Raw genomic sequence first — 24,549 nt, forward strand, 5'->3', positions numbered from 1 at the left:
CTCGGGCTGTGAACGCCGAACCCGGGGGAGCCGCAGGCTGTCCCCCGAAGGTCGATCCATCCTGGCATCATCACCCCATGCAGCCACGCATCCCGATCCCGGCCGACCGGCCCTGGCGCGTGCTGGGCCTGATGTCGGGCACCAGCGCCGACGGTGTGGACGCCGTGGCCATCGAGGTGGATCCCGGCGCCTTCGAAACGGGCCACCCATTCCGTCGCCTCCTGGGCCACCTCACCCTGCCCTATGCCGAGGGGCTCCGCGGGCAGGTGCTGGAGGCCGCTTCGAACCGGCTGGATCCAGGCAGTCTCTGCGTCCTCCAGCGCCGACTCGGCGACCACCATGCCCTGGCTGCCCGGCAGCTGTGCGACAGTCTGGGCCTCCAGCCCGACTTGGCCTCCCTGCATGGTCAGACGGTGCAGCACCACCCAGCGCAAGGCGCGAGCCTGCAATTGGCGGACCCCTACGTGCTGGTGGAGGCCCTGGGGTGCCCCGTGGTCTGGGACCTCCGCCGCCGCGACCTCGCGGTCGGCGGCCAGGGTGCGCCTCTGGTTCCCCTGCCGGAGCGCTGGCTGCATGGCCCCGGGCCCTGGCTGGCCCTCAATCTGGGCGGCATCGCCAACCTGGCGATGTGGGACGGGAAGGCCACCCACGCCTGGGACACGGGACCAGGGATGTCCCTGCTGGATCTGGCGGCTCGGCAGTGGCTGGACCTCCCTTTCGATCCGGACGGCGCCCACGCGACGGGGACGGTTCTGGCACCCCTTCTGTCCAGGTGGCTGTCCCACCCCTATTTCCAGGCCCCGCCGCCCAAGTCCACCGGCCGGGAGGTCTTCGGCGCGACCTGGTTCGAGGCTGAGCGCAGCCTCCTGGAGGCCCTGTCCCTGCCGGATCGGCTGGCCACTCTGGCGGCCTTCACGGCCACCAGCATCGCAGTGGAAGCCACCCGCACCCGGCCCTGGCCTGTGGGTCTGAGGGCCCTTGTGAGCGGCGGCGGCGCCCGGCACCGGCGCCTGCGGGCGGAACTTGCGGAACGCCTCCAGCTGAAACTGGAGGATGATCTCGACTTCCCCTCAGGGGCCCGGGAGGCCGTGAGCTGGGCCCTGTTGGGTGCGGCCTCTGCCATGCGCCTCCCCGGCCACCTCACCGAAGTCACGGGCGCTTCGCACGCGCGGGTCCTGGGGAGCTGGGTGTGGCCGTGAGGTGGGGCCGTTGGATCGACCACCTGCCTCTGTGGGTGGCGCTCGGGGCCACTGCATCCACGGGCATCTACGAGCCTGGTGAGCTCATGGTCATGGCGCTGCCGCTGGTGGCGGCGGGCATTGTGGAGGCCTTCCGCTGGGACTTCAATCGCCACCACCGGTGGCTGGAAGTCGGGGCCTTGATCTTCTTCCTCGCGGACCTGGCCCGGGGTCGGGGACTGTTCTATGTGGCCATCCACACCCTGTTCATCCTGGCCGGGGTGCGGCTCATTCTTCCCCGGGAGCCCTCCCAGAAGCGCCAGCTGCTGTTGATGAGTTTCCTGCTGTTCCTCACTACCGCCATCGGGGCCACCGATTTCTACTTCCTGCTCTGGACCCTGGCCTGGTCCACATCTGCCACGCTGGCCCTGTTGCAGCAGAGCTGGGAGCCCTCAGCCACCCTCCGGCGTGGCGCGCTCATCCCCCCCCCCTACGCCAGGGTTCCACTCTGGGTGGGAGGGACCCTGCTGCTGGGCTGCGGGTTCTTCGTCATCATGCCCCGCCTGAGCCTGGGTTTGCGTCCCGGCGCCTTCCTCGGTGTGACGCGGGGCTTCGGGCGGGCCGGGATGGGTGACCGGCTGGACCTGGTGGGGGCCGGCCCCATCGAGCCCAATCCGGAGGTGGCGCTGCGGGTCCTGCCCCCAGCCGGACTGGATCCGGCCACTCATCCGGAGTGGATGCGGGGACTGCTCCTCCTCCGCGGCATCACCCTGGAGTCCATCCAGGGTTCCCGCTGGGATGCCTCCGACCTCACGCCCCCACTCCCCTTCGCTCCACCAGGACCAGGGACAGACGCCACGGCCGAGTTCCTCTTTTCCCCAAGCCCCCAGGGCATCCTCGCCCTCCCGGCAGGCGTGAGCCGCTTGGCCCCCTCCGAGCTTTTGAATGCACGGGGTCCGGGAGCCAGCATTCGGTGGCGCTTCCAGAGGGAGCGCACCGTGCCACTGACCGTGGCCTGGAACCCGCGGCTGCCCGACCTGCGCGAGTCCCACCTCTCACCCCACCGGTTGGAAGTGCTCACCCGGATGGAGCCCGAGCATGAAGCCGCCCGACGCGCCAGCTTCCGATTCACGCCCGGGTTCCTGCCCACTCGGCAGCTGGCTCAGACTCTGGAAACCAACCTCCGGCGCTATTCCTACACGCTGGAAAATCCGTCCGGAAAGGCCCAGAACCCACTCGAAGACTTCCTCGAACGCAGCCAGGCGGGTCATTGCGAGTACTTCGCCTCGGCCATGGCCCTCATGCTGCGCGCCCGCGGGGTGCCGGCTCGCGTGGTGAACGGCTACCGCCTGGGCACCTGGATCCCGGAAGGAGGCTACTTCCGGGTGAGCCAGAATGAGGCGCACAGTTGGGTGGAGTATTGGCACGAGGGCCGCTGGTGGACCTCGGACCCCACCCCCCAGGGGCCAGTGGCGGCCGGTGCCATGAGGAACCTTGGCACGTGGGAACGCTGGCTCGATGCCCTGAGCTACCGGTGGGAGCGCTATGTGGTGCGGTTCTCCGACCAGGATCAGCTGGTGGGCCTCTCCTGGCTGCAGGAGCGGATCCAGGGTTGGCATTGGCGATGGAAGACCCCGCCTCCCTTCGTCCTGTGGAGTCTTGGAATGGTCGTGGCGGGATGGCTGCTTTGGCGAACCCGCGACCTGTGGCGGCCGGCCGCGGACAACCCAGGTAGGATCCGGGTTCTGCGACCGCTCATCCATTCCGTCCGGGCCTGTGCCTCTCCTCATCCCGGGGAGACAGCCAGGTCTTGGCTGCTCCGCCTGGGCAGGCTGCGGCCCGAGCGGGCGGGCGCCCTGCTGCTCCTCGCGGATGCCGTGGATGGGCTGGCCTATGGCTCAGGAAACCCTGCGGCATCCGACCTGGCGAAGGCGGAAGCTGCGGCATGGCGGGGTTGGAACCCCATGGAACCTAGCTCTTCGTGAGCTTCTCGAAGGCCTTCATGAACTCCATGGGCAGGGGGAAGACGATGGTGCTGTTCTTCTCCGTCGCGATCTCCGCGAGGGTTTGCAGGTAGCGCATCTGGATGGCCGTGGGGTTCTGGCTGATCTTATTGGCGGCCTCCAAGAGCTGTTCCGAAGCTAGAAGTTCGCCTTCGGCGGCGATGACCTTGGCACGCTTCTCCCGCTCAGCCTCGGCCTGCTTGCCCATGGCCCGCTGGATCAGCTCGGGCAGGTCCACACTTTTGAGCTCTACGCTGCTCACTTCCACGCCCCAGGGCTCTGTGGAGCGGTCGATCATCTCCCGCAGGCGCAGGCTCAGCTTCTCGCGATCCGCGAGCAGCTCGTCCAGGCTGACTTCGCCAAGCAGCGAGCGTAGGGTGGTCTGGGCGATCTGGCTGGTGGCGTAGTAGTAGTTTTCCACCCCCAGAATGGCCTGTTTGGGATCCAGCACCTTGGAGTAGACGACGGCGCTGACCTTCAGGCTGACGTTGTCGCGGGTGATGATGTCCTGGCTGGGCACTTCGAGGACGGTGGTGCGCAGGGAGACGATGACGGCCTTCTGGATGGGCCGCCAGATGAAGACTAGGCCGGGGCCCTTGAGGGTGTCACCCACTTTCCCGAGGGTGAAGACCACGGCCCGCTCGTACTGGTTGATGACCTTGAGACAGCTGAGGGACCAGATCACGGCGAAGATGACGAGGGGGCCGAGCAGTCCGAACGAAGCCAGAAGTGTGTCCATGGGAACTCCCTGAGAGGTCCCAATCATGCCAGGATCACGGGCTCGAAAGACAACTCATATCTCGGCTATGGTAGAGTCGTCTTTTTACAGGAGCCACGATGCGCCGCCTCATCCTCCCAATCTGTCTGATCGCCGGAACCTCCCTCATGGCCCAGTCGGTCCGCATAAACGGCGGCCTCCAGGTGGGCCTCGGCCTACCCACCGGTGACTTCGCCGACAAGAAGACCTCGGATGGTGAGTTCCTGGGCGCCAACGACGGGCTCGGCATCCACTTCGGGGGCCACCTCGACTTCAACTTCACCCAGCACCACCAGCTCCGCCTCATCGCCAACATCAACGGGTTCGCCAGCAAGAAGCAGGACATCTACAGCGCCGGCTACTACGATGGCACCCGCCAGAACTCTTTCGGCATCAGCCAGTTCGGGGCCGACTATGTCTACAATGCCGGCACGCCCTCCCGGGGCGGCTACTTTCTGGCGGGTCTGAACCTGAACCAGGTGAAGGCGAAGGCCGAGTTCTCCTACTACGGCGACTCGGAAGTCACCCAGTCGGGCCGTGTCGGCATCCGAGTCGGTGGCGGCTACACCTTCAACCGGCTCTTCAGCCTCGAAGGGCACCTCAACAGCGTCGCCGTGGACAAGTCCGGTCCGGACGGCCTGCCCTACGACGCCATCACTTGGGTCTCGGTGAGCGCCGTCTTCCGCTTCGGCCGCTAGGCTACTTCCGCACGAAGGGATTGGTCTCCGCCTCCACCCCCAGGGAGGTGGCGGGGCCATGCCCCGGAATGACCAGGGTCGCGCCGTCCAGGACGTAGAGCTCCCGCCGGATGCTCTGCTCCAGCAGGTCCCAGCTGCCGCCCCAGAGATCGGTACGACCCACGCCACCCCGGAAGAGCGTGTCGCCCGCCAGGAGCACCTGCCCCTTGGCGAAGGCACCATGGAAGCAGCAGGAGCCGGGTGTGTGCCCCGGAGTGTGCAGGGTCGTCAGATCCAGGTGCTGATCGCCAGCGTCCAGGGCCGTCATCTCGGGCTGGGGGATGGCGGGCATGCCGAACATACCTGTCTGTTGGGGCAGAGCCTCGATGAGGAAGGTGTCATCCCCGTGCAGGTGGGCGGGGCACTGCCAGAGGTCTTGCAGCTCCCGGGTGGCGCCCACGTGGTCGAAGTGGGCATGGGTGTGGAGCAGGGCCGTGACCTTGAAGCCAAGGGTCTCCACCCGCTTGCGGATCTTCGCGCCGTCCCCGCCCGGATCCACCACCACCCCGAGGCCCGTGTCGGGCTCCCAGAGGAGCGCACAGTTGCAGCCCAGGGGGCCCACGGGAAAGGTCTCAAGGTTCAGCATGGTTCCAGTGTGGCAAACCCGGCGGTAGATTGGGGCCATGGAACAAGTCGATCCACCTCGAGTGCCCTGGCTCTCCCCCTGGGACCTGCTCCCCCTGGCGGGCGCCCTGGCCCTGGCCTTCGCCCTTCCTGGGCTCATGCGCGGCCTGCCGGATCCCATTCCCACCCACTTCAATGCCCGCGGCATCGCCAATGGCTGGACCTCCCAGACCAGCTATCCCTGGCTGGCCTTCGGCCTGCCCGCGGCGATCTGGGCCGTGCTCTGGCTTACAGGCCGGGCCTTCGTGGGTTCGGATCAGGATCCGGACGGCCGCAAGAGCGCCGCCATGGCTCCACTCCGGGGCCTGATCCCCCTGGGCCTGCTGGGAATGATGGCAGGCGGCCTCTTCATCCCGCGCCACGGGCAGGGTGTGATCGCCTGGATGATCGGCGGCTTCCTGGCCCTGACCACCCTCGGCATCGTGCTCGTGGCGCGGCAACTGAAGCAGACCCTTCGAGCGGATGACCGCAGCGAGCACTACCGCTGGGGGCTTTTCTACGTGAACGCGGAGGACCCTGCCCTCTGGGTGCCCAAGCGGCTGGGCCTGGGCTGGACGCTCAACTTCGCCCACGGCCTCAGCTGGTTCATCCTGGCACTGCTGCTGCTGCCCGTGGCCCTGGTCATCGGCCTCACGCGGACCCGCTGAGCCGCCCGTGGCCGCCGTGCGCACCAACCTCGAGAAGTCCCCCTTCCTGCAACGGAAACTCGGGGACCTTCCCCAGCGTCCTGGTTGCTACCTCTACCGCGACGAGGGCGGGAACCTGCTCTACGTGGGCAAGGCCAAGGTGCTGCGGAACCGCGTGAAGTCCTACTTCCAGCAGAAGCGGCTGGATGCCAAGACGCGGCGCCTGGTGGCGCGCATCTGGGACATCGAGCTAATTGTCTGCGAGACCGAACTCGAAGCGCTCATCCTCGAGAACAACCTCATCAAGGAGCACTGGCCGCCCTTCAACATCCTGCTGAAGGACGACAAGAGCTACCCCTACGTGAAGCTCACCTGGAAGGAGGCCTTCCCCAAGGTCTTCGTTACCCGCAAGGTGCGCAAGGACGGCAGCCTATACTTCGGCCCTTTCTTCCCCGCCAGCACCGCCTACCGCACCGCGGAGCTGGTGTACCGCTTCTTCCAGATCCGCGACTGCGACATCGACATTGACGGCAAGCGGGGCCGGGCCTGCCTGAAATACCAGCTGCACCGCTGCACCGCCCCCTGCATCGCCGCCGTGGGCCAGGAGGCCTACCGAGAGCAGGCCAAGGAGGCACGGCTCTTCCTGGAAGGCAAGCGCGAGGAGTTGAAGGCCCGCCTGGAGGCCGCCATGTGGAAGGCCGCGGAGGCCGCCGCCTTCGAGCAGGCCGCCCAGCACCGGGATGCCCTCCAGCAGGTGGATGCCTGGTTCACGCGGCAGAAGGCCGCCAGTGCCGACCTGGACGACACCGACGTCTACGGCAGCGCCGTGCTGGATGGCCGCGCCTGCGTCCACCGCCTGATGCTGCGCGAGGGCCGCATGATGGGCCGACAGGAATACGTGCTGGAAGACATCGAGACCTTCGATGGCGCCGTGCTGGCCCAGGTGATCCAACGGGTCTACAGCGCGGACCCCGTGCCTGCGAAGCTCCTCGTGGAGGTGGAGCCCGAGGAAGGCGACCTGCTCCGCGAGTGGCTGTCGGGCCTGCGCGGCACCAAGGCCCGCATCCATGTCCCCCAGAAGGGCGAGAAGGTGGACCTGCTGGCCATGGCCCAGGAGAACGCCCGGCTGGCCCTTGAGCGGAAGTTCGAACCGGCGCGCCTCAACGAAGCCGTGCTGGAGGGCCTCCAGGCCTTCCTGGGCCTCAGCCACCTGCCCCGGCGACTGGAGTGCTTCGACATCAGCCACGGCCAGGGCCGCGAGGTGGTGGCCAGCTGCGTGGTGTTCACCGATGGCGTTCCCGACAAGGCCCGCTACCGCCGCTTCAAGATGACCAACGAGCAGAACGACGACTTCGCCAACATGCAGGAGGCGGTCAAGCGCCGGTACCGGCGCATGAAGGACGAGGGCCTGGAGTTTCCCAACCTGGTGATCATCGACGGTGGCCTGGGCCAGTTGCACGCGGCGGAAGCCGCGCTGAAGGAGCTTGGGCTGGAGCAGCTGGAGCTGGCCAGCCTCGCCAAGAAAGAGGAGCTGGTCTTCCGGCCGGGCTCCAGCGAGCCGCTCAAGATCCCGAAATCCTCGCCCGTGCTGCAGCTCCTGCAGCGCATCCGCGATGAAGCGCACCGCTTCGCCATCACGTACCACCGGGCCCTGCGGGCGAAGCGCACCCTGCAGACCGAGCTCACGCTGATTCCCGGCATCGGTCCGGTCACTGCCAGGAAACTGCTGCAGACCTTCGGCAGCGCCACCAAGGTGCGGGAGGCCGATCCGGCCGAACTGGCAGGGGCCATTGGAGCCGCGGCCGCCAGGAAGGTGCTGGCCTGGCGCGCCACTCCAGCTACCGAGTCCAGGTGATCAGCGGCCGCCTTCGATCTGGTTCAGCTCGGCCCGGGCGGCATCGCTGCCCATCTCTGCCGCCTTCCGGTACCAGTAGAGCCCCTGCTCGCGGTCCTTGGGAACATTGAGTCCCTGCAGATACAGGGCGCCAAGCATGCGCATGGCGTGAGTGTCCCCGCCCTTGGCCCGGTCAAGGTAGGCCTGGACATCCGGCGGCAGGGACCTGGCCGAGCTCGCCGTTCCAGGGTTGGCAGCGGCCGGGCCGGCCAGCGGGCTCGCTGGCGGGGTGATGGGCCCCCGGGCGAACACTAGGTAGGCCGCCGCCCCCAGCACCACCAGAGCGCCGATGCCGACGGGCCACCTCCAGGCGATGGACCTCGGAGTCAGGGGCGGGAGCGGGAGGTTCTGCGTCTGCCCCTCCGCTTCGGCAGGCTGATCCACCCGCTGCACTCGGATGGGCGGTTCGTCCATTCTGGGTCGCATCATCTTCAGTGTCTGATCAGAGGCTGCCACTGACGTCCCCGGCCGCAGCTTCGGGGTGGCTTCAATCCCAAGGTCCTTAGAGAGGTTGAGCCGCTGGGTGGCATAGGGATCGGCCGGCGCCCCCGCGGACAGCCTCACCGTGTCGTCTGGCGAAGGCACAGGGGCGGTGAGATCGGACTCGGGGTCGGGCATGGGCCTTCCTAGGGAGGATGCATCCAGCATACCTGGATGGCTCAGCCCTCCAGCTGCTTCGCCCAACGGTCGTATCCGGGCACGAGGGCCAGGAACAGCACCGGAGTCATTAGGATGAAGCCCCAGACATGGCGGGTGGCGTGGGCGCCCACCAGGATCCAGTCGACCAGCCCGCAGAGGGTGCTGACCTCGAGGGCCGCCCCATAGAGCAGGCCTTCCCGGATCACAGTGGCGGGGCGTTCTCCATCTGGAATCTTGCGGAACCCGCTCAGAACCTTCCCGCTGCGCCACCAGACCCAGGCGGCCGACAGGAACACGAGGCCCGTGAGAAGGTAGCCCACCTGCTGGTGGATCCCCTCGGGGGACTCCCGGCCCGGGGGCACAGTCCCGGAGAGGATGAGCGCTGCGACCAGGGCCGGCGTGCCAAAGCAGAGGGCCAGGCCCAGCAGACGACCCAGGCGATGGGCCGTGCGGAGGGCTTCGATCCCGCCGGTCACGCGGCCTCGGCGGCCTTGACCCGGATCTCGCCGAAGGTCTCGCCCTGGAACAAGGCGATGCGGCCCGTGCGAACCAGTTCCAGGAGAGCCAGGAAGGTGAGCACCAGCTCGTCGCGGGAGCGCGCCTGGCCCAGCAGGCCTTGGAAGGGCTTCCAGAGGCCATCCTGCAGGTCTCGCATCACCTCCATCACCCGCTGTTCGAGGGACTTGGGCTGAGTGCGGACCTCCACAGGCGGCGGCGGCATGAGCCGCTTCAGGGCCTCGCGGTAGGCCCCCAGCAGGTCGAAGAGGGTGGCGCGGATGGGCTCCTCCTCCACACGCTTGTGGTCGTCCAGGTCAAGCCCGGGTGCGAAGGCGATCTTCTGCCAGACGGACTCGCGGTCCGAAAGCGCCGCGGCGGCGACCTTCACCTGCTGGTAGTCCAGCAGCCGCTGCACCAGGGCCTCACGGGGATCGTCCTCGCCGCAGGCCTCCGGCGGACGGGGCAGCATGAGCCGCGACTTGATCTGGAGCAGCTGCGCGGCCATGGCCACGAACTCCGCTGCGATCTCCAGGTTCAGCTCCTCCATGAGCCGAAGGTAGTCCATGTACTGCTGCGTGACCTCCGCCATGGGCAGGTTCAGGAGGTCCAGCTTCTGCTCCTGGATGAGGTGCATCAGCAGGTCCAAGGGGCCTTCGAAGGCGGTGAGGTGGAGCGCCAAGCCCCGGAACTTCGTTTCGAAGCCCTTGGGGGACTCGAAGGTCCTGGGGGCCTCGGGTGGTGGCACAACTTCAGCCACCGGTTCTGGGAGTTCCTGGGGGGTGTCGGACATTCCTCCATTCTAGCCGGGCCCATGGGTCAGGCACCGCCACCGAAAACGCCATTCAAACCACCGATGAACGCCGATACCTGCATGAAAAGAACCCATTCATCTTTATCTGTGTTTATCTGTGTTTATCAGTGGTTAATTATTTTTTTCTTTACCTTTAATGGCGATCAAGACACTCGTTCATCGCTGAGTCAATCCATTGTTCGATGGCAATGATAGGACGGAGGGTGACAATGGAAAGCCATGGCCCGCCCTCCTGTCCTCCCCGGCCCCCGACCCGACTGGCTGAAGATCCGCATCCCGGCCCCGGAGGTGGTGGCCGAGGTCGAGGGGCTCATCCGCGAGAAGCGCCTCGTGACGGTCTGCGAGGAGGCTCGCTGCCCAAACCTGCATGAGTGCTGGGGCATCCACCGCACGGCCACTTTCATGCTCATGGGCGACATCTGCACGCGGCACTGCGGGTTCTGCAACGTGGGAAAGGGGCGGCCAGGTGACTTGGATCCCCAGGAGCCCCAGCGGGTGGCGGAGGCCGTGGCGCGCCTGGGCCTGCGCTTCGCCGTGGTCACCTCGGTGAACCGGGACGATCTGCCGGACGGTGGCTCGGCCCACTTCGCGCAGACCATCCAGTGGATCCGCAGCCTCTCCCCCCACAGCGGCATTGAAGTGCTCATCCCCGATTTCCGTGGCAGCGAACTGGCCCTGCGGACCGTGCTGGAAGCCCGGCCGGACGTGCTCAACCACAACGTGGAGACCGTGCCCCATCTCTACAAGCGGGTGCGACCGGACGCCGACTACCAACAGAGCCTGGAGCTGCTGCGCAGGGCGGCGGCCTGGCGGGACGTCCATTCGCCAGCCATGCGGGTCAAGAGCGGCATCATGGTGGGCCTGGGGGAGACGGCCGAGCAGGTGCTGGAGCTGATGGCCGACTGGCGGGAAAGCCACGTGGACGTGGCCACAATCGGCCAGTATCTCCCACCCTCCGAGCAACACCTCCCCCTGCACCGGTTCGTGGAACCCGCCGAATTCGACCTGTATCGGCGCCAGGGCCTGGAGATGGGCTTCCAGCGCGTGGAATCCGCGCCCCTGGTGCGCTCCAGCTACCACGCCGGAGACAGCTACGGGGACCCGAAGGCCCCCGCAGCAGAGTGACCCGATCGTTCTAGGCCTTGGCGTGCTCGTCGGCGCCGAGGAACTGCTGTTCAAAGACCGTCCAGTCCAGCGGACCGGCGCCTTGAGGGCCGTTCGCTGTGCGGAGGCGGGTGATCTCTTCCTGGTACCAGTCGATGACGGGCTTGCCGATCTTGAGGCCCGACAGCTCCGAGGCGAGGTCGCTGGGCGTCAAGAGGCAGACCCAGCCGCGGTCATAGGGGCTGCGGATGAGCTCGCCGGGATCGGTCTTGAGACCGGCGTTGTCATGTTCGATGCGACCCGACAGCGGCGAAGCCACATGAACCGTGCCGGTCGCCCCCTTCAGGGTGAACAGCGTGTCGCCCGCCTTCACTGTCTTGCCACGCTCGGGCAGCTCGATCGCCTTCACGGAGCCCAGCGCCTTGCGGATGAAGTCATCGATGCCGATGCGGACTTGTCCTTCGGGCTCAATGCGGACCCAGGCATGGCCCGGGGAAAGGAAGGCGCCTCCCGGAACGCAGAATTCGGTTGCGGGCACCACTTCGGCCATCTCGGGCGAGACCATCCTGACATTCGGGCGGCGGGCCGCCTCAAGCCGAGCTTCGCGCTTGATCAGGAGCTTCTTCGCGAAGTCGCCGAGCTCATCGGCCGTGAAGGGCTTCTGCACGTACTCGCAGGCACCGTGCTGCAGGGTCTGGACCGCGGTCTCGATGCTTCCGTAGCCGGTGATGACGACCACGTCCACGTCGGGACGTAGGTGCTTCACCGCCTTCACCACCTCGACGCCGTCCATGTCCGGCATCTTCAGGTCGGTGAAGACGAAATCGTAGTCGTTGCGCTGCACCAGGCCCAGGGCCTCCGGTCCGTGCTCCACGGTGTCCACGCTGAAGCCCTCGAGGACGAGGATGCGGCGGAAGGAATCCAGCACCACGGCCTCGTCGTCCACAGCGAGGATGCGGGCCCTGGGATTGGGGACCGCGACCCGCTTGAGGCTCTTGGCCTCGTGGGTGAAGTCCAGGCGGATGGCGGTGTTGAGGACGGCTTCGCGCGCCTCGCGTTCCCGGTTCTCGCGCATCCGGCGCAGCGACGTGCGCACCACGAAATCGATGCCCACGAAGGCCACGAACATGAGAAGGATCAATACAGCGGTCATGGCGACCTCCTAGGTGAGGGTGGGAATGTTCGGTGTTCCGCCGTCGGCCCCGATGGCCGTCGGCAGGCGCAGGGTGAAGCAGGTGCCCTGGCCGGGCTGACTCTGGACTTCCAGCGAGCCACCGTGGGCCTCCACGATGCCCCAGCTGACGGCAAGCCCCAGCCCCGTGCCGTGGTTGCCCTTGGTTGTGAAGAAGGGCTCGAAAATCCTGGGGAGATCTTCGGCGGAGATCCCCCTTCCGCTGTCTTCCAGCAGGAACTCGATGGCGCTGGTACCCACCGGGCGGGTGATGGCCCGGATCTGGCCACCCCCGGACCCGATGGCGTCCGCCGCATTTAGCAGCAGGTTCACGATCACCTGCTGGATCTGGTTCGGGTCTGCCTGGACCTGGGGCAGATCCGCCGCGAGATCCAGGGACAGGTTCACCTGATTCAGGCTCAGCTGCGTCATAACCACTGACACCGAACGCCGTGCCACTTCGTTGAGGTCCATGGGCTTCCGCGCCGGGGCCGCGGGCCGGGCGAAGTCTAGCAGCTCGCGGATGATGCCGCGGCAGCGGACTGTTTCCCGCACGATCACGTCCAGGTCCTCGCAGGCCGGTACGTCATGCTCCATGCGCTTGCGCAACAGGGAGGCGTAGCTCAGCACGCCGGTCAGCGGATTGTTGATCTCATGGGCCACGCCGGCGGCCAACCGGCCGACGGAGGCGAGCTTGTCGGCCTGGGTCAGCTGGCGCTGGGTATCCGCCAGCGTCCGGGTCATTTCGTTGAAGGCCTTGGCGAGTGCTCCCAGTTCGTGCCGTCCGCTGACAGGGATGGTGACGCCCAGATCACCCTCCATGACGCGGCGGGTGCCCTCGACCAGGGCCGCCACAGGACGGACCACCAGCCTTCGATTGAGCCACCACAACATGAGGCTGCCGGCCAGGATGGCCAGGATGGCCGATGCTGTGATGACCAGGCGGCTGTGGGCGATCTCCTGATCCACCTCCGCCAGGGAGACATTCACGTCCAGCACGCCGAGGAGACTCTGCTTGGCGTTGTGGGCATGGCAGGCCGCCGTGGAACAGGACGGCTCGTTGGGGATGGGATTGATGACGCCCAGCACGCGGGTCCCGTCCGCAGCGCGGAAGGTCCTGGCCCGGGCCTGGATGTCCAGCCGCTCTAGGGGGCGCCCCTCGGCATGGCAGGCGTAGCAGGCTTCGCCCTTGGGGTCGAGGCTGGTGCCGATCTCCTCGCTGGCCGAGGAGAACATGATCCGCCCCTCCTTGTTGAAGACGCGGACCTTGCGGATGCCCTCGTCATGGAGGCCGCCCACGCCCCGGATCTGCCGATGCAGGTTCTCCCGGCGGTTCTCCAACATGTCGAAGTGGGTGGCGCTCTTGATCGTCTCGCTCAGCTGGTCGGCGCTTCGGGTCCGCTCGGCAAGCAGCTGGGCCGTATGGGATCGCAGGATGGCCACCGACATGCCGCCGATCACCAGCGCCGTCGCCAGGCCGGCGCCGAGGATCAGACGGGTGCCGATGCGGGTACGCATGGCTCAGGCTCCTTCTTCCGACTCCGAGCCGCGGGTGACCGGCCCACCCGGGAAGATCGGGAACATGCGCACGGCGAAGGCGAAGACCGCCATGCCAGTCGCCACAAGGCCCACGGATACGATGATCTCCATGCCAGAGGGGAGGTAACGGGTGCCGGAGGCCGCTTCCATCCCCGTGATGCTCACGTTGAGACGGTTCATCACGAACCCCAGCACCGCCAAGAAGGCGCTGCCCACCAGCCAATCCGGATGGGTCCGCAGGCGCTTGAAGGACATCAGCACCACCGGCAGGATGACTCCCAGGGTGAACTCCAGCAGGAACATCTGCCCCTCATATCCGAAGTCCAAGATGCTCCCGAAAGCGTGGTTGCGACGGATAGCCTGCAGACGCATAAGTCCGTAGATGCCCAGAGCCACGACCATGCCCCGGGCCAGAGGCTCGAGCAGGTCCATCTCCAGGTGGCGGCGGAAGGCCCGGCCGCTCAGGTAGGACTCCAGGATCACCATGCCAATGCCGGCCCCGATGGCGGAGATGTAGAAATGGAGAGGCAGCATGGGGGAGTACCAGAGCGGGTGGAGCTTGCTTGGCACGATGAGGTAGAGGGATCCCAGCGAGGACTGGTGCAGGGTCGAGAGGATCACGCCGAGGATGACCAGGGGCGTGATGAGCCGGTGGATGATCCGCGCCGGGGCATGGAAGCCGAACTTCTCGAACACTACCGGGGAGAACTCCACGGCCAGCACGGTGGTGTAGAGCATCACGCACCAGGCCACTTCGAACATGACGGAGTGGGGGTTCCAGTAGACGATGGCGTGCCAGATGCGCCAGGGTTGCCCCAGGTCCAGCAGCAGGGCCACGATCACGAAGGCGTACCCCAGGAAGCCGGTGAGGATCGTGGGTCGGACGATGGGCTCGAACTTCTTCAGGTTGAAGAGGTGGACCACGGCCGTCAGGGTGAAGGCGCCGGCGGCCAGGCCCACGCCGCAGAGCAGGTCGAAGCCGATCCAGAGGCCCCAGGGGAACTGGTCGCTCAGGTTCGTGACGGCGCCCAGGCCCTTGGTGAAGCGGATGACCGTGACGGTGCAGAAGGCCAGGAAGAGGACAACGGCGACCGCGGTCCAGAACCCGGGTCGGAAGCGGCGAGGCGCCAGTGCAGCGACAGTGTTCATGACTGGCCCTCCCGATCGTTTCCGTGGTTCTCAACTTTGGCCACATCGTCGCGGCGGGCCGTAATCCAGTGCACGCCGTAGAGGAAGACACCCCACACCCCGATGAAGTCCGGGATGTTGGAGAGCACCTGCCAGGTGCGCATGGCCGGGGGCTCCGCAGGCAGGTTCGACTTCAGGCCCAACTTGTCGAAGGGCACATTCGAAATCATCATCACCGAGGTGCCACCTGCTTCCGTGAGGCCGTAGATCTGGTTCACGTATTCTCCGGGCTTCTGGCGGAGCCGGGTCCGGGCCTCCCACACCAGGTCCTCCTTCTTGCCGAAGATGGTGGCCTCGGCCGGGCAGGCTTCCGCGCAGGCGGTGGGCTTGCCCTCCTTGATCCGGCCCGCGCATAGGATGCACTTGCCGATGACGGGAACCGGCCGATCCCACTGGTACTTCGGCACCTCGAAGGGACAGGCCATCATGCAATAGCGGCAGCCCATGCAGCGCTCTGCATCGTAGACCACGGGGCCATCCGCAGTCTTCGTCAGGGCGGCGACGGGGCAGACCGAGGCGCAGGTCGGCACTTCGCAGTGCATGCACATGCGCCGGACGTTGAGCCCCTCCCGCGCCTGGAGGGTCGTCCAGGTATACGCCGTCAACACCTCCTCCACCTTGCCTGGCAGCTTGTTCTGCTCCTTGCATGCGGAGCTACAGGCGCCGCAACCGATACAGCGTGTGGCATCAATGAGAAGGCCCATGCCCATGGGTGCTCCTGCCTTGTCAATCGACCCCAGGAATCATTCCTGGGGGAGTCGGATGGAAGCATGCACCCTGATTTTTCTATAGTCAACCCATGGGTAGTAATTAAAAACGACTTCATTGTCATTAGTAAGATTCACGCCCTGGCGATTCGACAGATAGTGGATTTACGGGTGCATTGAATTCTGAAGGGATACCAGCCTCGGGGGTCCCCTTGGTTGCTCGAATATGTGCGCACGGGGGGGTTTGAGATCAGCCGATTCTGAACTCACGGGACGTCTTCATCCCCTGTGGGTCATGGCCGGGCGGATGCACAACCTGCCCTCGAAAAAAATTTGCTCACCGCACCACCAGGGAATTTTTCACCCTGACATCCCTCGGCTTGAATAGAAAAGGCCCCGCGGATGCGGGGCCTTTTGCGTGCTCGAGTGCTGCTGGTTAGTACATGTCTTCCATGCCGCCCATGCCACCAGGGCCGCCGGCAGGCGCGGACTTGGGCTCCGGGAGCTCCGTGATGATGGCCTCGGTGGTCAGCATCATCGAGGCGACGGAAGCGGCGTTCCGCAGGGCAGACTTGACCACCTTGGCGGGATCCACCACACCGAAGGCCACCATGTCGCCATAGGCGTCAGTGGCCGCGTTGTAGCCGAAGTTGCCCTTGCCTTCGCGGACCGTGTTCACGACGACAGAACCTTCCACGCCGGCATTGGTGGCGATCTGGCGGAGGGGCTCCTGCAGGGACTTGCGGATGATGTCCACACCAGTGGCCTGATCGCCGGTGAGCTTCAACTCGGCGAGCTGGGTCAGGCTACGGAGCAGCGCGACGCCGCCGCCAGCCACGATGCCATCCTCGACGGCGGCCTTGGTGGCGTGCATGGCGTCTTCGACACGGGCCTTCTTCTCCTTCATCTCGGTCTCGGAAGCCGCGCCCACCTTGATGACGGCGACGCCACCCACGAGCTTGGCCAGACGCTCCTGGAGCTTCTCCTTGTCGTAGTCGCTGGTGGAGGTCTCGACCTGGGCGCGGATCTGCTTGACGCGGCCCTGGATCGCCTCGGTGCTGCCGGCGCCCTCGACGATGGTGGTGTTCTCCTTGTCGATGACGATCTTCTTGGCGCTGCCGAGGTCAGCCAGGGTGAGGTTCTCGAGCTTGAGGCCCAGGTCCTCGCTGATGGCCTTGCCGCCGGTGAGGGTGGCGATGTCCTCGAGCATGGCCTTGCGGCGATCGCCGAAGCCGGGAGCCTTCACGGCGGCCACGTTCAGGGTGCCGCGGATCTTGTTCACCACCAGGGTGGCCAGCGCTTCGCCGTCCACATCCTCGGCGATGATCAGCAGGGGGCGGCGGCTGTTGACGACCTGCTCGAGCAGGGGCAGGAGGTCGCGCATGTTGGAGACCTTCTTCTCGTAGGCGAGAATGTAGGGGTTCTCCAGCTCGACCTTCATCTGGTCGGGGTTGGTCACGAAGTAGGGGCTGAGGTAACCGCGGTCGAACTGCATGCCCTCGACCACGTTCAGCTCGGTCTCGCGGCCCTTGGCCTCTTCCACGGTGATGACACCGTCCTTGCCGACCTTGCCCATGGCTTCGGCGATGATGCGGCCGATCTCTTCGTCGCCATTGGCGGAGATGGTGCCGACCTGGGCGATCGCGTTGCCCTCCACGGGCTTCTTGATCTCGTCGATGGCCTTCACGACACACTCGACCGCAAGGTCGATGCCCTTCTTGATCTCCATGGTGTTGGCGCCGCTCACGACAGCCTTGATGCCTTCCTTGTAGATGGCGCGGGCCAGCACCGTCGCGGTGGTGGTGCCGTCGCCGGCGATGTCGGAGGTCTTGGAGGCAACCTCACGCACCAGCTGGGCGCCCATGTTCTCGTGCTTGTCCTTGAGCTCGATCTCCTTGGCGACGGTGACGCCGTCCTTGGTCATGAGCGGAGAGCCGAACTTCTTCTCGATGAGGACGTTGCGGCCCTTAGGGCCGAGGGTGACCTGCACCGCGTCGGCGAGCTTGTTCACACCGCGCAGAATGGCCTGGCGGGCGTCTTCGGCATAGATGATGGACTTGGCCATGTGTGTCTCCTTGGTCTCAGTTGGGGTCGTTAGCTGACGATCGCGAGGATTTCGTCTTCGCGCACGATCACGTGGTCGATGCCGTCAATCTTCACTTCCGTGCCGCTGTATTTGCCGATCAGGACCTTCTGACCAGCCTTTACGGACATGGGATTGCGGGTGCCGTTCTCGTTGATCTTGCCTTCGCCGACGGCCACCACCTCGGCCTCCATGGGCTTTTCCTTGGCGGTGTCGGGGATGATGATGCCGCCCTTGACGGTTTCGGCGGCGTCGACGCGCTTCAGCACGACGCGATCGGACAGGGGCTGGATGGCCATGAGACCTCCTTGAGAAGGATTGAAGGTGGGAACGAACAAAGCTGTTAGCACTCACCAACAGCGAGTGCCAAGTCTCGCACTGCAGTGTGGGGCGAGTCAAGCCCAATTGACTCATCCGACGTAAAATATTAGTGAATTATAGAAGATTTTCTTCGCCTACAGTTGCTGACGGAAAGCCCCTGCGGAGGCTTCTGAGGGGTGTAGCCTCAATTCATGGAACAACTCACCACCCTGCGCGACCTGCAAGCCACTCTGGACTACCTGGCCACCATCCAGCGGGAACTGTCAGCCCTCCCCCCGGACCTGGCAGCCCTTGATGCGAAGGTCAAGGCCACCGAGAAGCAGATTGCCGAAAAGACCAAGGCCCTGGACACCGCCAGGGCCCAGATCGCAGTGAAGTCGAAGGAATTCATCCAGGCCCAGAAGGATGAGGATCGCGCCCGGGCCGCCGTGAAGTCCACGAGCCAAAAGCTCCAATACACCGCCGCCATTCGCGAATTGGACGAGAAGGAGCGCCTCAAGGCCGCCGTCTCCAAGCCCCTCAAGTCCCTCGAGAGCACCGTTCAGACCCTGGAGCAGGCTCTCGGCACCCTGGAAACGGACCGCGCCGCCGCCCAGGCACAGTTCGACGAATTGCATGCGGTCTTCCTGGACGAGCACGCCAACCAGGTGGCTGGCCGGAAGCAGCTCCTGGCCAAGAAGGCCAAGCTGGAGGGCAAGCTGACCGCGCCCGAAGTGGCCCGCTTCCACCGGCTCGCCGGCGCCCGGCAGGGCCGCGCGGTGGTGGTGGTGGAGAACGGTGCCTGTTCAGGCTGCAACGTGAAGCTCCGCGGGCCGATGCTCTTCCAGTTGAAGGAGGGCAAGACCATCATCACCTGCGAATCCTGCCAGCGGACCCTCTTCCTGCCGTGAGCCTGCTCCAGCGCATCGAGGGCCTGCAGGCCCGGATCCAGCGCGCCTGCGAAGCTTCCGGCCGGGATCCCGCCACCCTCGAGCTGCTACCGGTCTCGAAGAAGCAGCCCGTCGCTCTTCTTCGAGAAGCCGCCGCCCTGGGCTTCACCCGCTTCGGCGAGAATTACGTGCAGGAAGGCGCCGACAAGGCCGCGACCCTGCCTGAGCTGGCCTTCGTGCTGCTGGGGCCCCTCCAGCGCAACAAGGCCAAGGCCGCCCTGCAGCACTTCGCCGAGCTCCAGAGCCTCGACCGCCCCGAGCTGGTCGAGCGCCTGCGTCGCCTGGCCGAAGAACTCGGCGTGGTGCGGCCCGTCTGGATCCAGGTGGATCTCTGGGACGAGGCCACCAAGCTGGGCGGCTGCACCGGGACGGGCCTTCCAGCGCTGATCGAAGCCCTGGGGGACGACGCGCGGCTGCCCCTGCGCGGCCTCATGGCCATCCCCCCACCCGACGATGAAGGCGCCTTCCTCCAGATGGCCGCCCTGCGCGACCGACTGCAGCAGGACCTAGGCCAGCCCTTGTTGCTGAGCATGGGCATGAGCGACGACCTGGAAGCAGCCATCGCCGCGGGTTCGGATCAGGTTCGCATCGGTACGGCCTTCTTCGGGGAGCGGTCGCGCTGACCTGGAACATCCGACGCAAGGAGGCGAAGACCGCAAGGCAATGGAGGGTCTTGCTTTGCGCCTTTGCGCCTTTGCGTTGATCATTTCCTTTCACCCCTGGAGTCTTCATGACCACCCTACAGACCGCCACCGCCACCCTGCCGATCTCCGCGGATGCCCTCTACGCCTTTCTTTCCGACCTATCCAAACACCGCGCCTTCCTCGAACCCGCCGCCATGAACTTCCAGGGCACGGCCGACGCGCACAGCTACGTCATCGAGGTGATGGGCATGAAGATGCCCCAGGAGCTGATCGCCAAGACCCGCACCCCCGGCCAGCTGGTGAGCCTGGTGCCCGGCACAAAGAAGCTGTTCGACCACGAGCTGCGCTTCGAGATCGCCTCAGCGGGTGAAGGCAGCACCCTGCGCCTGGTGGACGAAGCCGACATTCCCACGATGATGGCCATGATGGGCGCCGAGAAGCTGCTCCAGGGCCAGCTGGACTCGGCCCTGGCGAGGATCCAGGAACTGGCGGCGAACGGCAACCTCAGCTAGCCACGGTCCAGAATTGTTACTCGCTTCGGCAAGTTCAGGGTTGCCACGGAAAGCATTCCCCTGCTCAAAACGGGGTGAAAGGATTCTTTTCCTCGAGGCATGACCATGTATCGGGCCCCTTTCCTGCCCGGCACCCACCCCGGAGGTTCCATGCGCCCCACCCTGCTCCTCGCCGCCCTGCCTGCGCTGCTCGTCGCCCAGGAGACGCCCACCATGCTGAAGGACCAGAAAGGCCTGGCGGTGACGATCTACAACGACAACCTGGCCCTGGTGAAGGACACCCGCGAGGTGCGGCTGCCCAGGGGCGAGGCGCGGCTGGCCTTCCAGGAAGTGTCGGCGCAGATCCGACCCGAGACGGCCCTGCTGCGCAATCTCACCCACGCGAAGGACTTCTGGGTGGCGGAGCAGAACTTCGACTTCGACCTGCTCACGCCCCAGAAGCTGCTGGAGAAATATGTGGGAGAAAAGGTCACCGTGGTGCGCGGCGTACCCAACGCCGACGGCGCGGGCTCAAGGGAGGTCCGCGAGGAGGCCACGGTGTTGGCCACCAACAACGGCACGGTGCTGCAGTTCGCCGACCGCATCGAGACCAGCATCCCCGGCCGCATCGTGTATCCCAGGGTGCCCGGCAACCTGCGGGCCCGGCCCACGCTGGTCATCAGCCTGAACAGCGGCGTGGACAAGGCCCAGCAGCTGGAGTTGAGCTACCTCACGGGTGGCCTCTCCTGGCGCGCCGACTACGTGGCCAACCTGTCATCGGACGAGAAGACCCTCGACCTCAGCGGCTGGGTGACCCTCACCAACCAGAGCGGCGCCACCTATCCCAACGCCACCCTGCAGCTGGTGGCGGGGGATGTGAACCGGGCCCGGGAGCCTCGCAGGGACATGGTTGCCGGTGCCGTCATGTCGGAAATGCGGATGAAGGCCGCAGCTCCGAAAATGGCCGAGGAGAGCCTCTTTGAATACCACCTCTACACCCTGGACCGCCCCACCACCCTTGCCGTGAACCAGACCAAGCAGGTGGCCCTGCTCAGCGCCAGCGGCGTGCCGGTGCGCAAGGAATACCTGCTGCAGGGACAGAACCACTACTACTCCGGCAGCTATGGCGACTTGGGCGAGAAGCAGAAGGTGGGCGTGTTCGTGGAGTTCGACAACAAGGAGTCCAGCCGCCTGGGCATGCCCCTGCCCAAGGGCATCATCCGCGTCTACAAGCGCGACAGCGAGGGCCGCGCCCAGTTCGTGGGCGAGGACCACGTGGACCACACCCCCAAGAATGAGCTGGTGCGCCTGAAGCTGGGCGATGCCTTCGATCTCACCGCCAAGCGGAAGCAGACCGACTTCAAGAGCCTGGGCCGCCAGGGGAAGTTCGGCTACGTGTACGAGTCGGCCTTCGAGGTGGAGCTGAAGAACGCCAAGAAGGAGTCCGTCACCGTGACCCTTCTGGAACCCATGCCCGGCGACTGGGAAGTGCTGCAGAGCAGCCAGCCCGCCATCAAGGAGGCCTCGGGCACGGCCCGCTTCAAGGTCACGGTGCCCGCCGAGGGCAGCGCCACGCTGACGTACCGGGTAAGGGTGAAGTGGTAGGAACCACACCCGGCCAGCCTGGAGCCGCGGCACCTGCGCCATACTGAACCCCCATGCCCCTGCCCGCCCGCTTCCTCGCCCGTCTGCGACGCCTGCCGCTGCGCTTGCGTGGGCGTCTGGGCGGAGGCACGGAAGGCCAGCACCCTTCCAAGTTCAAGGGCGCGGGGCTCACCTTCGTGGAGAACCGACCCTACGTGCCAGGGGATGATCCCCGCTTCATCAACTGGCCCCTGACGGCGCGCACAGGCGAGCCCATCATGAAGCGCTTCGAGAGCAGCCGTGACCTGGTGCTGTGGCTGGTGGTGGATCCCTCCCCCTCCATGTTCCTGGGCGATCCGGTCTCACCCCTGCGCTGGGCCCTGGAGCTCTGCGGCGCCGCCTTTGCCACCCTGCAGGCCACGGGGGATCGCCTGGGCCTCATTGTGCCCGGCGACAGCCGCACGCCGGCCCTGCGCATCGCCCCCAAGCGCGGCCGCATCCACGGGCTGCGCATCCTAGAGACCCTGGCCGAGCGGGGGCCCTCCCTTCCCACCGAGGCCTCCTGGCGCGAGGCCCTGGGCCACTGGGGGGAACACGGCAAGGGGCACCGACTCTGGCTCTTCAGCAACGGCTCGGGACTTCAGGGCGTGGCGCCCCTGCTGAAGCCCCTGGCCACCCGCCATCGCCTGGTGTGGTTCCAGCCCGAGGACCGCGCGAACCGGAAGGGCATGACCTGGCCTGATCCCGGCTTCAGCCCGGCCATCGAGCGGCAGCGCTGGGACCTGCTGGACGACCCCGTGGTGAAGCTGAACAGCTGGCTGCGGGCGGGGGGCGCGTGAGGCCCACCAGAGGCGGTCGCCTGGTGCTGGCCTCTGGGCTCGCAGCCTTGCCGGCCCTTGCCGCCCCCGAATGGAAGGCCCCACCCCAATCGAAGCTGGGCGAACTGCAGGTGCTGGAGCTGCGTGAAACCGATGAGGCATCTCCCGCCCCACCGCGTCCCACGGTGGAGGACCGCCTGGGCCCGTTGTACCTGCGTGCCCTGGAACCACTGCCGGACGGTCGCGGCTGGCGCTTCCAGGTGCAGGCGCTGGAGCCGGGCCTGGCGGTGGTCCCCGCCCTGGACCTGGGCAACGGTCAGCGCAGCCCGGAGCTGCGCCTGTGGGTGCCCCGCAGCATCCCCTACGGCAGCCCCTGGGTGGGCTTCGGAGGGGGTAACGACGACCGCCTGCCGGCCATCCCCTTTCCCTGGGCCTGGGCCAGCCTGTTGCTGGTGCCCCCCGCGGCCCTCGTGGGTTGGGGCGTCCGTCGCTGGCGGCGGGGCTCCGCCCAGCGCCGGCTGTCCCATGCGGTCCATGCCTTCCAGCGGCACTGGCCTCCGACCGACCGCGAGCGGACCACGCTGGATGCCGCCCACGGCCTGGGCCGTGACCTGCTGGCCGCGCGCTTCGGCGAGGCGGCAAGGGCCTGGGGCACGACGGACTTCCAGGACCGGGCGCTGGGCCCGTGGGTGCTCTGGCTCCGCAGCCTGGATGCGGCCCGCTTCGGGCGATCCGACCCGCCCTTCCCCTCGACTGAACAGCTCGTGGCCGTCATCCATGCCGCCAAGGCACAGGACGAGGTCCGGCCGTGATCGCCCTCCGCCATCCCTTGCTGATGCTGCTGGCGGTGCCGCTGGTAGTCTGGGCCTGGCGGGTCGTCTACCGCTGGGGCATCCCCTCCTCCCGCCCCTCCAGCCGACTGGCCCGCCTCACCTCCCACTGGATCCCCATCCTGCTGGCCCTGGCCCTGAGCCTTGCCGCCGCCGGTCCCGAGTGGCGCACACCACTACGGGGTGCGGCCCCGGTGGTGGACCTGGCCGTAGTGCTGGACGGCAGCAGCAGCATGCGGATCCTGGACCGGCCCGACGAGGACCGCTGGCACGCCGCCCGGCGTACCCTCGCCCAGTTCGTGCTGCGGCGCCCGGACGACCGCTTCGCCCTCATTCTCTTCAGCGCCCATCCCGTGACGCTGAGCCCCCTCACCGCCGACCACCTGCGGCTGCTACGCATGCTGGCACGCCTGGACATCGACAGCCGGGATGACGGCACGGCCATCGGCTCGGCCCTCATGACCGCCGTGCGGCGGCTGGAGGACAGCCCGGCCCGCAGCCGTGTCATCCTGCTGATCACGGACGGGGTTCAGAACCGTGGCCGGGTGACGCCCCTGGAGGCCGCGGAGGAGGCCCGCCGCAACGGCATCCGCATCCACGCCGTGGCGCTGGGCAGCAATGGCGAGAGCCTGGTTCCCCTGGAGGGCGGCGGCTTCGCCCGCCTCCGGGTGGAGGTGGACCACGCCACCCTGCAGCAGGTCGCCCACCTCACGGGCGGCGAGTCCTTCAGTGCCGAAGACCCGGTCGGCCTCGAGAACAGCCTCGCCTCCGTGGACCGCCTGGAGAAGACGCTGCTGCCCGTGGACCCACCCACGGAGGGCCGGCCAATGACTCTGTGGTTCCTGCTGGCGGCCGCCCTGCTGGCCCTTCCCCTTGCCGTGGACCTGGCCTTCAAGCGGGGCAGACCCCGGCCCGCCTGGGTGGAGGGGCCATGACCCTGCCCTTCTCCCACCCCTGGGTGCTGGCCCCGACTGGCGGCACCGTCCTGCTCTTGCTAGTCCTGGCGCTGCGCGCCCACCTCCGGCCCGGCCTCGGCGTGCAGGTCGTGGGCCAGCGGCCGCTCTGGCAGGGACTGGGCCTGGCGCTGATGGTCGCGGGGCTGGGCCTGGGTCTGGCGGAACCCCGCTGGGGCCTGCCGGAGTTCCCCAGGCTGACGGTCCATGTGGTGCTGGATGCCAGCCGCTCCATGACCGTGTCCGATGCAGGTGGCCGCACCCGGTGGGAGGCGGCCGTGACCGCCCTGGACCGCATCTGGTCGCGTCCGCAGCCGGGCATCCGGTGGGGCTTGGACCTGCTGACGGGCGATGACATCCCCATCCATCCGCCCGGGGAGGACCGCACCCTGCTGCGGGAGGCCCTGCGGGCCGTGGTGC

At 66.8% G+C, this 24,549-nt stretch carries 25 protein-coding genes; 14 read left to right on the plus strand and 11 right to left on the minus strand.

The window, feature by feature from the left end; genetic code table 11:
- Positions 1 to 77: 77 nt before the first annotated feature.
- Both WAS25_RS04725 and WAS25_RS04730 read left to right on the plus strand, forming a co-directional pair.
- A complete protein-coding gene (locus WAS25_RS04725) occupies positions 78 to 1,199 on the plus strand; it encodes an anhydro-N-acetylmuramic acid kinase (RefSeq protein ID WP_422310360.1) in 1,122 nt (373 codons plus the stop codon).
- Positions 1,190 to 3,163: a transglutaminase domain-containing protein gene (locus WAS25_RS04730; RefSeq protein WP_422310361.1), complete on the plus strand. Its 1,974-nt coding sequence runs from the start codon at positions 1,190 to 1,192 to the stop codon at positions 3,161 to 3,163. The genes WAS25_RS04725 and WAS25_RS04730 overlap by 10 nt, the downstream gene beginning before the upstream one ends.
- Here WAS25_RS04730 and WAS25_RS04735 read toward each other — a convergent pair.
- The gene (locus WAS25_RS04735) at positions 3,150 to 3,920 is read right to left on the minus strand and encodes a slipin family protein (protein ID WP_422310362.1); all 771 of its coding nucleotides are present in this window, start codon (positions 3,918 to 3,920) and stop codon (positions 3,150 to 3,152) included. The two genes, WAS25_RS04730 and WAS25_RS04735, sit on opposite strands and share 14 nt — an antisense overlap.
- 98 nt (positions 3,921 to 4,018) lie before the next feature.
- Between WAS25_RS04735 and WAS25_RS04740 the strand changes: the two genes are divergently transcribed.
- Positions 4,019 to 4,636 carry a hypothetical protein gene (locus WAS25_RS04740; RefSeq protein ID WP_422310363.1) on the plus strand — a complete coding sequence of 206 codons (618 nt, stop codon included), beginning with the start codon at positions 4,019 to 4,021 and terminating at the stop codon, positions 4,634 to 4,636.
- A 1-nt stretch (position 4,637) separates the two neighbouring features.
- Here the strand turns inward: WAS25_RS04740 and WAS25_RS04745 are convergent, their stop codons facing one another.
- A complete protein-coding gene (locus WAS25_RS04745; RefSeq protein WP_422310364.1) occupies positions 4,638 to 5,261 on the minus strand; it encodes an MBL fold metallo-hydrolase in 624 nt (207 codons plus the stop codon).
- Between the two features lie 37 nt (positions 5,262 to 5,298).
- Between WAS25_RS04745 and WAS25_RS04750 the strand changes: the two genes are divergently transcribed.
- Together WAS25_RS04750 and uvrC are read left to right on the plus strand one after the other, a co-directional pair.
- Complete coding sequence (locus WAS25_RS04750; protein ID WP_422310365.1) at positions 5,299 to 5,946, plus strand: DUF5808 domain-containing protein; 648 nt, start codon at positions 5,299 to 5,301, stop codon at positions 5,944 to 5,946.
- A gap of 7 nt (positions 5,947 to 5,953) precedes the next feature.
- Positions 5,954 to 7,780 (plus strand): excinuclease ABC subunit UvrC, encoded by a 1,827-nt coding sequence (gene uvrC / locus WAS25_RS04755; protein WP_422310366.1) that lies wholly within the window; start codon positions 5,954 to 5,956, stop codon positions 7,778 to 7,780.
- Here the strand turns inward: uvrC and WAS25_RS04760 are convergent, their stop codons facing one another.
- Genes WAS25_RS04760 through WAS25_RS04770 form a run of 3 tightly spaced genes read right to left on the minus strand, consistent with a single transcriptional unit; the run spans position 7,781 to position 9,746 of the window.
- Positions 7,781 to 8,437: a tetratricopeptide repeat protein gene (locus tag WAS25_RS04760; RefSeq protein WP_422310367.1), complete on the minus strand. Its 657-nt coding sequence runs from the start codon at positions 8,435 to 8,437 to the stop codon at positions 7,781 to 7,783.
- 41 nt (positions 8,438 to 8,478) lie between these two features.
- Positions 8,479 to 8,934 carry a hypothetical protein gene (locus WAS25_RS04765; protein WP_422310368.1) on the minus strand — a complete coding sequence of 152 codons (456 nt, stop codon included), beginning with the start codon at positions 8,932 to 8,934 and terminating at the stop codon, positions 8,479 to 8,481.
- A complete protein-coding gene (locus WAS25_RS04770) occupies positions 8,931 to 9,746 on the minus strand; it encodes a segregation and condensation protein A (RefSeq protein WP_422310369.1) in 816 nt (271 codons plus the stop codon). Before WAS25_RS04770 ends, WAS25_RS04765 begins: the two co-directional genes overlap by 4 nt.
- A gap of 240 nt (positions 9,747 to 9,986) precedes the next feature.
- On the opposite strand from WAS25_RS04770, the gene lipA reads away from it, so the two are divergent.
- Complete coding sequence (gene lipA / locus WAS25_RS04775; RefSeq protein WP_422310370.1) at positions 9,987 to 10,892, plus strand: lipoyl synthase; 906 nt, start codon at positions 9,987 to 9,989, stop codon at positions 10,890 to 10,892.
- A 10-nt stretch (positions 10,893 to 10,902) separates the two neighbouring features.
- On the opposite strand, the gene WAS25_RS04780 is transcribed toward lipA, so the two are convergent.
- The 6 genes from WAS25_RS04780 to WAS25_RS04805 all read right to left on the minus strand — a co-directional run bounded on the left by WAS25_RS04780 (position 10,903) and on the right by WAS25_RS04805 (position 17,858).
- Positions 10,903 to 12,024: a response regulator gene (locus WAS25_RS04780; RefSeq protein ID WP_422310371.1), complete on the minus strand. Its 1,122-nt coding sequence runs from the start codon at positions 12,022 to 12,024 to the stop codon at positions 10,903 to 10,905.
- A gap of 9 nt (positions 12,025 to 12,033) precedes the next feature.
- A complete protein-coding gene (locus tag WAS25_RS04785) occupies positions 12,034 to 13,560 on the minus strand; it encodes a sensor histidine kinase (RefSeq protein ID WP_422310372.1) in 1,527 nt (508 codons plus the stop codon).
- 3 nt (positions 13,561 to 13,563) lie between these two features.
- On the minus strand, positions 13,564 to 14,730 hold the full coding sequence (gene nrfD, locus WAS25_RS04790; RefSeq protein ID WP_422310373.1) for an NrfD/PsrC family molybdoenzyme membrane anchor subunit: 1,167 nt from the start codon (positions 14,728 to 14,730) through the stop codon (positions 13,564 to 13,566).
- Positions 14,727 to 15,479 carry a 4Fe-4S dicluster domain-containing protein gene (locus WAS25_RS04795; RefSeq protein WP_422310374.1) on the minus strand — a complete coding sequence of 251 codons (753 nt, stop codon included), beginning with the start codon at positions 15,477 to 15,479 and terminating at the stop codon, positions 14,727 to 14,729. Before WAS25_RS04795 ends, nrfD begins: the two co-directional genes overlap by 4 nt.
- A 433-nt stretch (positions 15,480 to 15,912) precedes the next feature.
- Positions 15,913 to 17,541, minus strand: a complete 1,629-nt coding sequence (gene groL / locus WAS25_RS04800; protein ID WP_422310375.1) for a chaperonin GroEL — start codon at positions 17,539 to 17,541, stop codon at positions 15,913 to 15,915.
- Between the two features lie 29 nt (positions 17,542 to 17,570).
- Positions 17,571 to 17,858, minus strand: a complete 288-nt coding sequence (locus tag WAS25_RS04805) for a co-chaperone GroES (RefSeq protein WP_422310376.1) — start codon at positions 17,856 to 17,858, stop codon at positions 17,571 to 17,573.
- A gap of 213 nt (positions 17,859 to 18,071) precedes the next feature.
- Between WAS25_RS04805 and WAS25_RS04810 the strand changes: the two genes are divergently transcribed.
- The 8 genes from WAS25_RS04810 to WAS25_RS04845 all read left to right on the plus strand — a co-directional run.
- Positions 18,072 to 18,770 (plus strand): zinc ribbon domain-containing protein, encoded by a 699-nt coding sequence (locus tag WAS25_RS04810; RefSeq protein WP_422310377.1) that lies wholly within the window; start codon positions 18,072 to 18,074, stop codon positions 18,768 to 18,770.
- A complete protein-coding gene (locus WAS25_RS04815) occupies positions 18,767 to 19,432 on the plus strand; it encodes a YggS family pyridoxal phosphate-dependent enzyme (RefSeq protein ID WP_422310378.1) in 666 nt (221 codons plus the stop codon). Before WAS25_RS04810 ends, WAS25_RS04815 begins: the two co-directional genes overlap by 4 nt.
- Positions 19,433 to 19,539: 107 nt before the next feature.
- The gene (locus WAS25_RS04820; RefSeq protein WP_422310379.1) at positions 19,540 to 19,965 is read left to right on the plus strand and encodes a hypothetical protein; all 426 of its coding nucleotides are present in this window, start codon (positions 19,540 to 19,542) and stop codon (positions 19,963 to 19,965) included.
- Positions 19,966 to 20,115: 150 nt separating this feature from the next.
- The gene (locus WAS25_RS04825; RefSeq protein WP_422310380.1) at positions 20,116 to 21,549 is read left to right on the plus strand and encodes a DUF4139 domain-containing protein; all 1,434 of its coding nucleotides are present in this window, start codon (positions 20,116 to 20,118) and stop codon (positions 21,547 to 21,549) included.
- Positions 21,550 to 21,602: 53 nt separating this feature from the next.
- Positions 21,603 to 22,367, plus strand: coding sequence for a DUF58 domain-containing protein (locus tag WAS25_RS04830; protein ID WP_422310381.1), 765 nt, complete (start codon positions 21,603 to 21,605; stop codon positions 22,365 to 22,367).
- On the plus strand, positions 22,364 to 23,158 hold the full coding sequence (locus WAS25_RS04835; protein WP_422310382.1) for a hypothetical protein: 795 nt from the start codon (positions 22,364 to 22,366) through the stop codon (positions 23,156 to 23,158). Before WAS25_RS04830 ends, WAS25_RS04835 begins: the two co-directional genes overlap by 4 nt.
- Positions 23,155 to 24,111: a VWA domain-containing protein gene (locus WAS25_RS04840; RefSeq protein ID WP_422310383.1), complete on the plus strand. Its 957-nt coding sequence runs from the start codon at positions 23,155 to 23,157 to the stop codon at positions 24,109 to 24,111. The genes WAS25_RS04835 and WAS25_RS04840 overlap by 4 nt, the downstream gene beginning before the upstream one ends.
- A partial coding sequence (locus tag WAS25_RS04845; protein WP_422310384.1) for a hypothetical protein occupies positions 24,108 to 24,549 on the plus strand: 442 nt, incomplete at its 3' end. The genes WAS25_RS04840 and WAS25_RS04845, both read left to right, overlap by 4 nt.

This window comes from Geothrix sp. (assembly GCF_049292215.1).
In the GTDB taxonomy this organism is placed as follows: domain Bacteria; phylum Acidobacteriota; class Holophagae; order Holophagales; family Holophagaceae; genus Geothrix.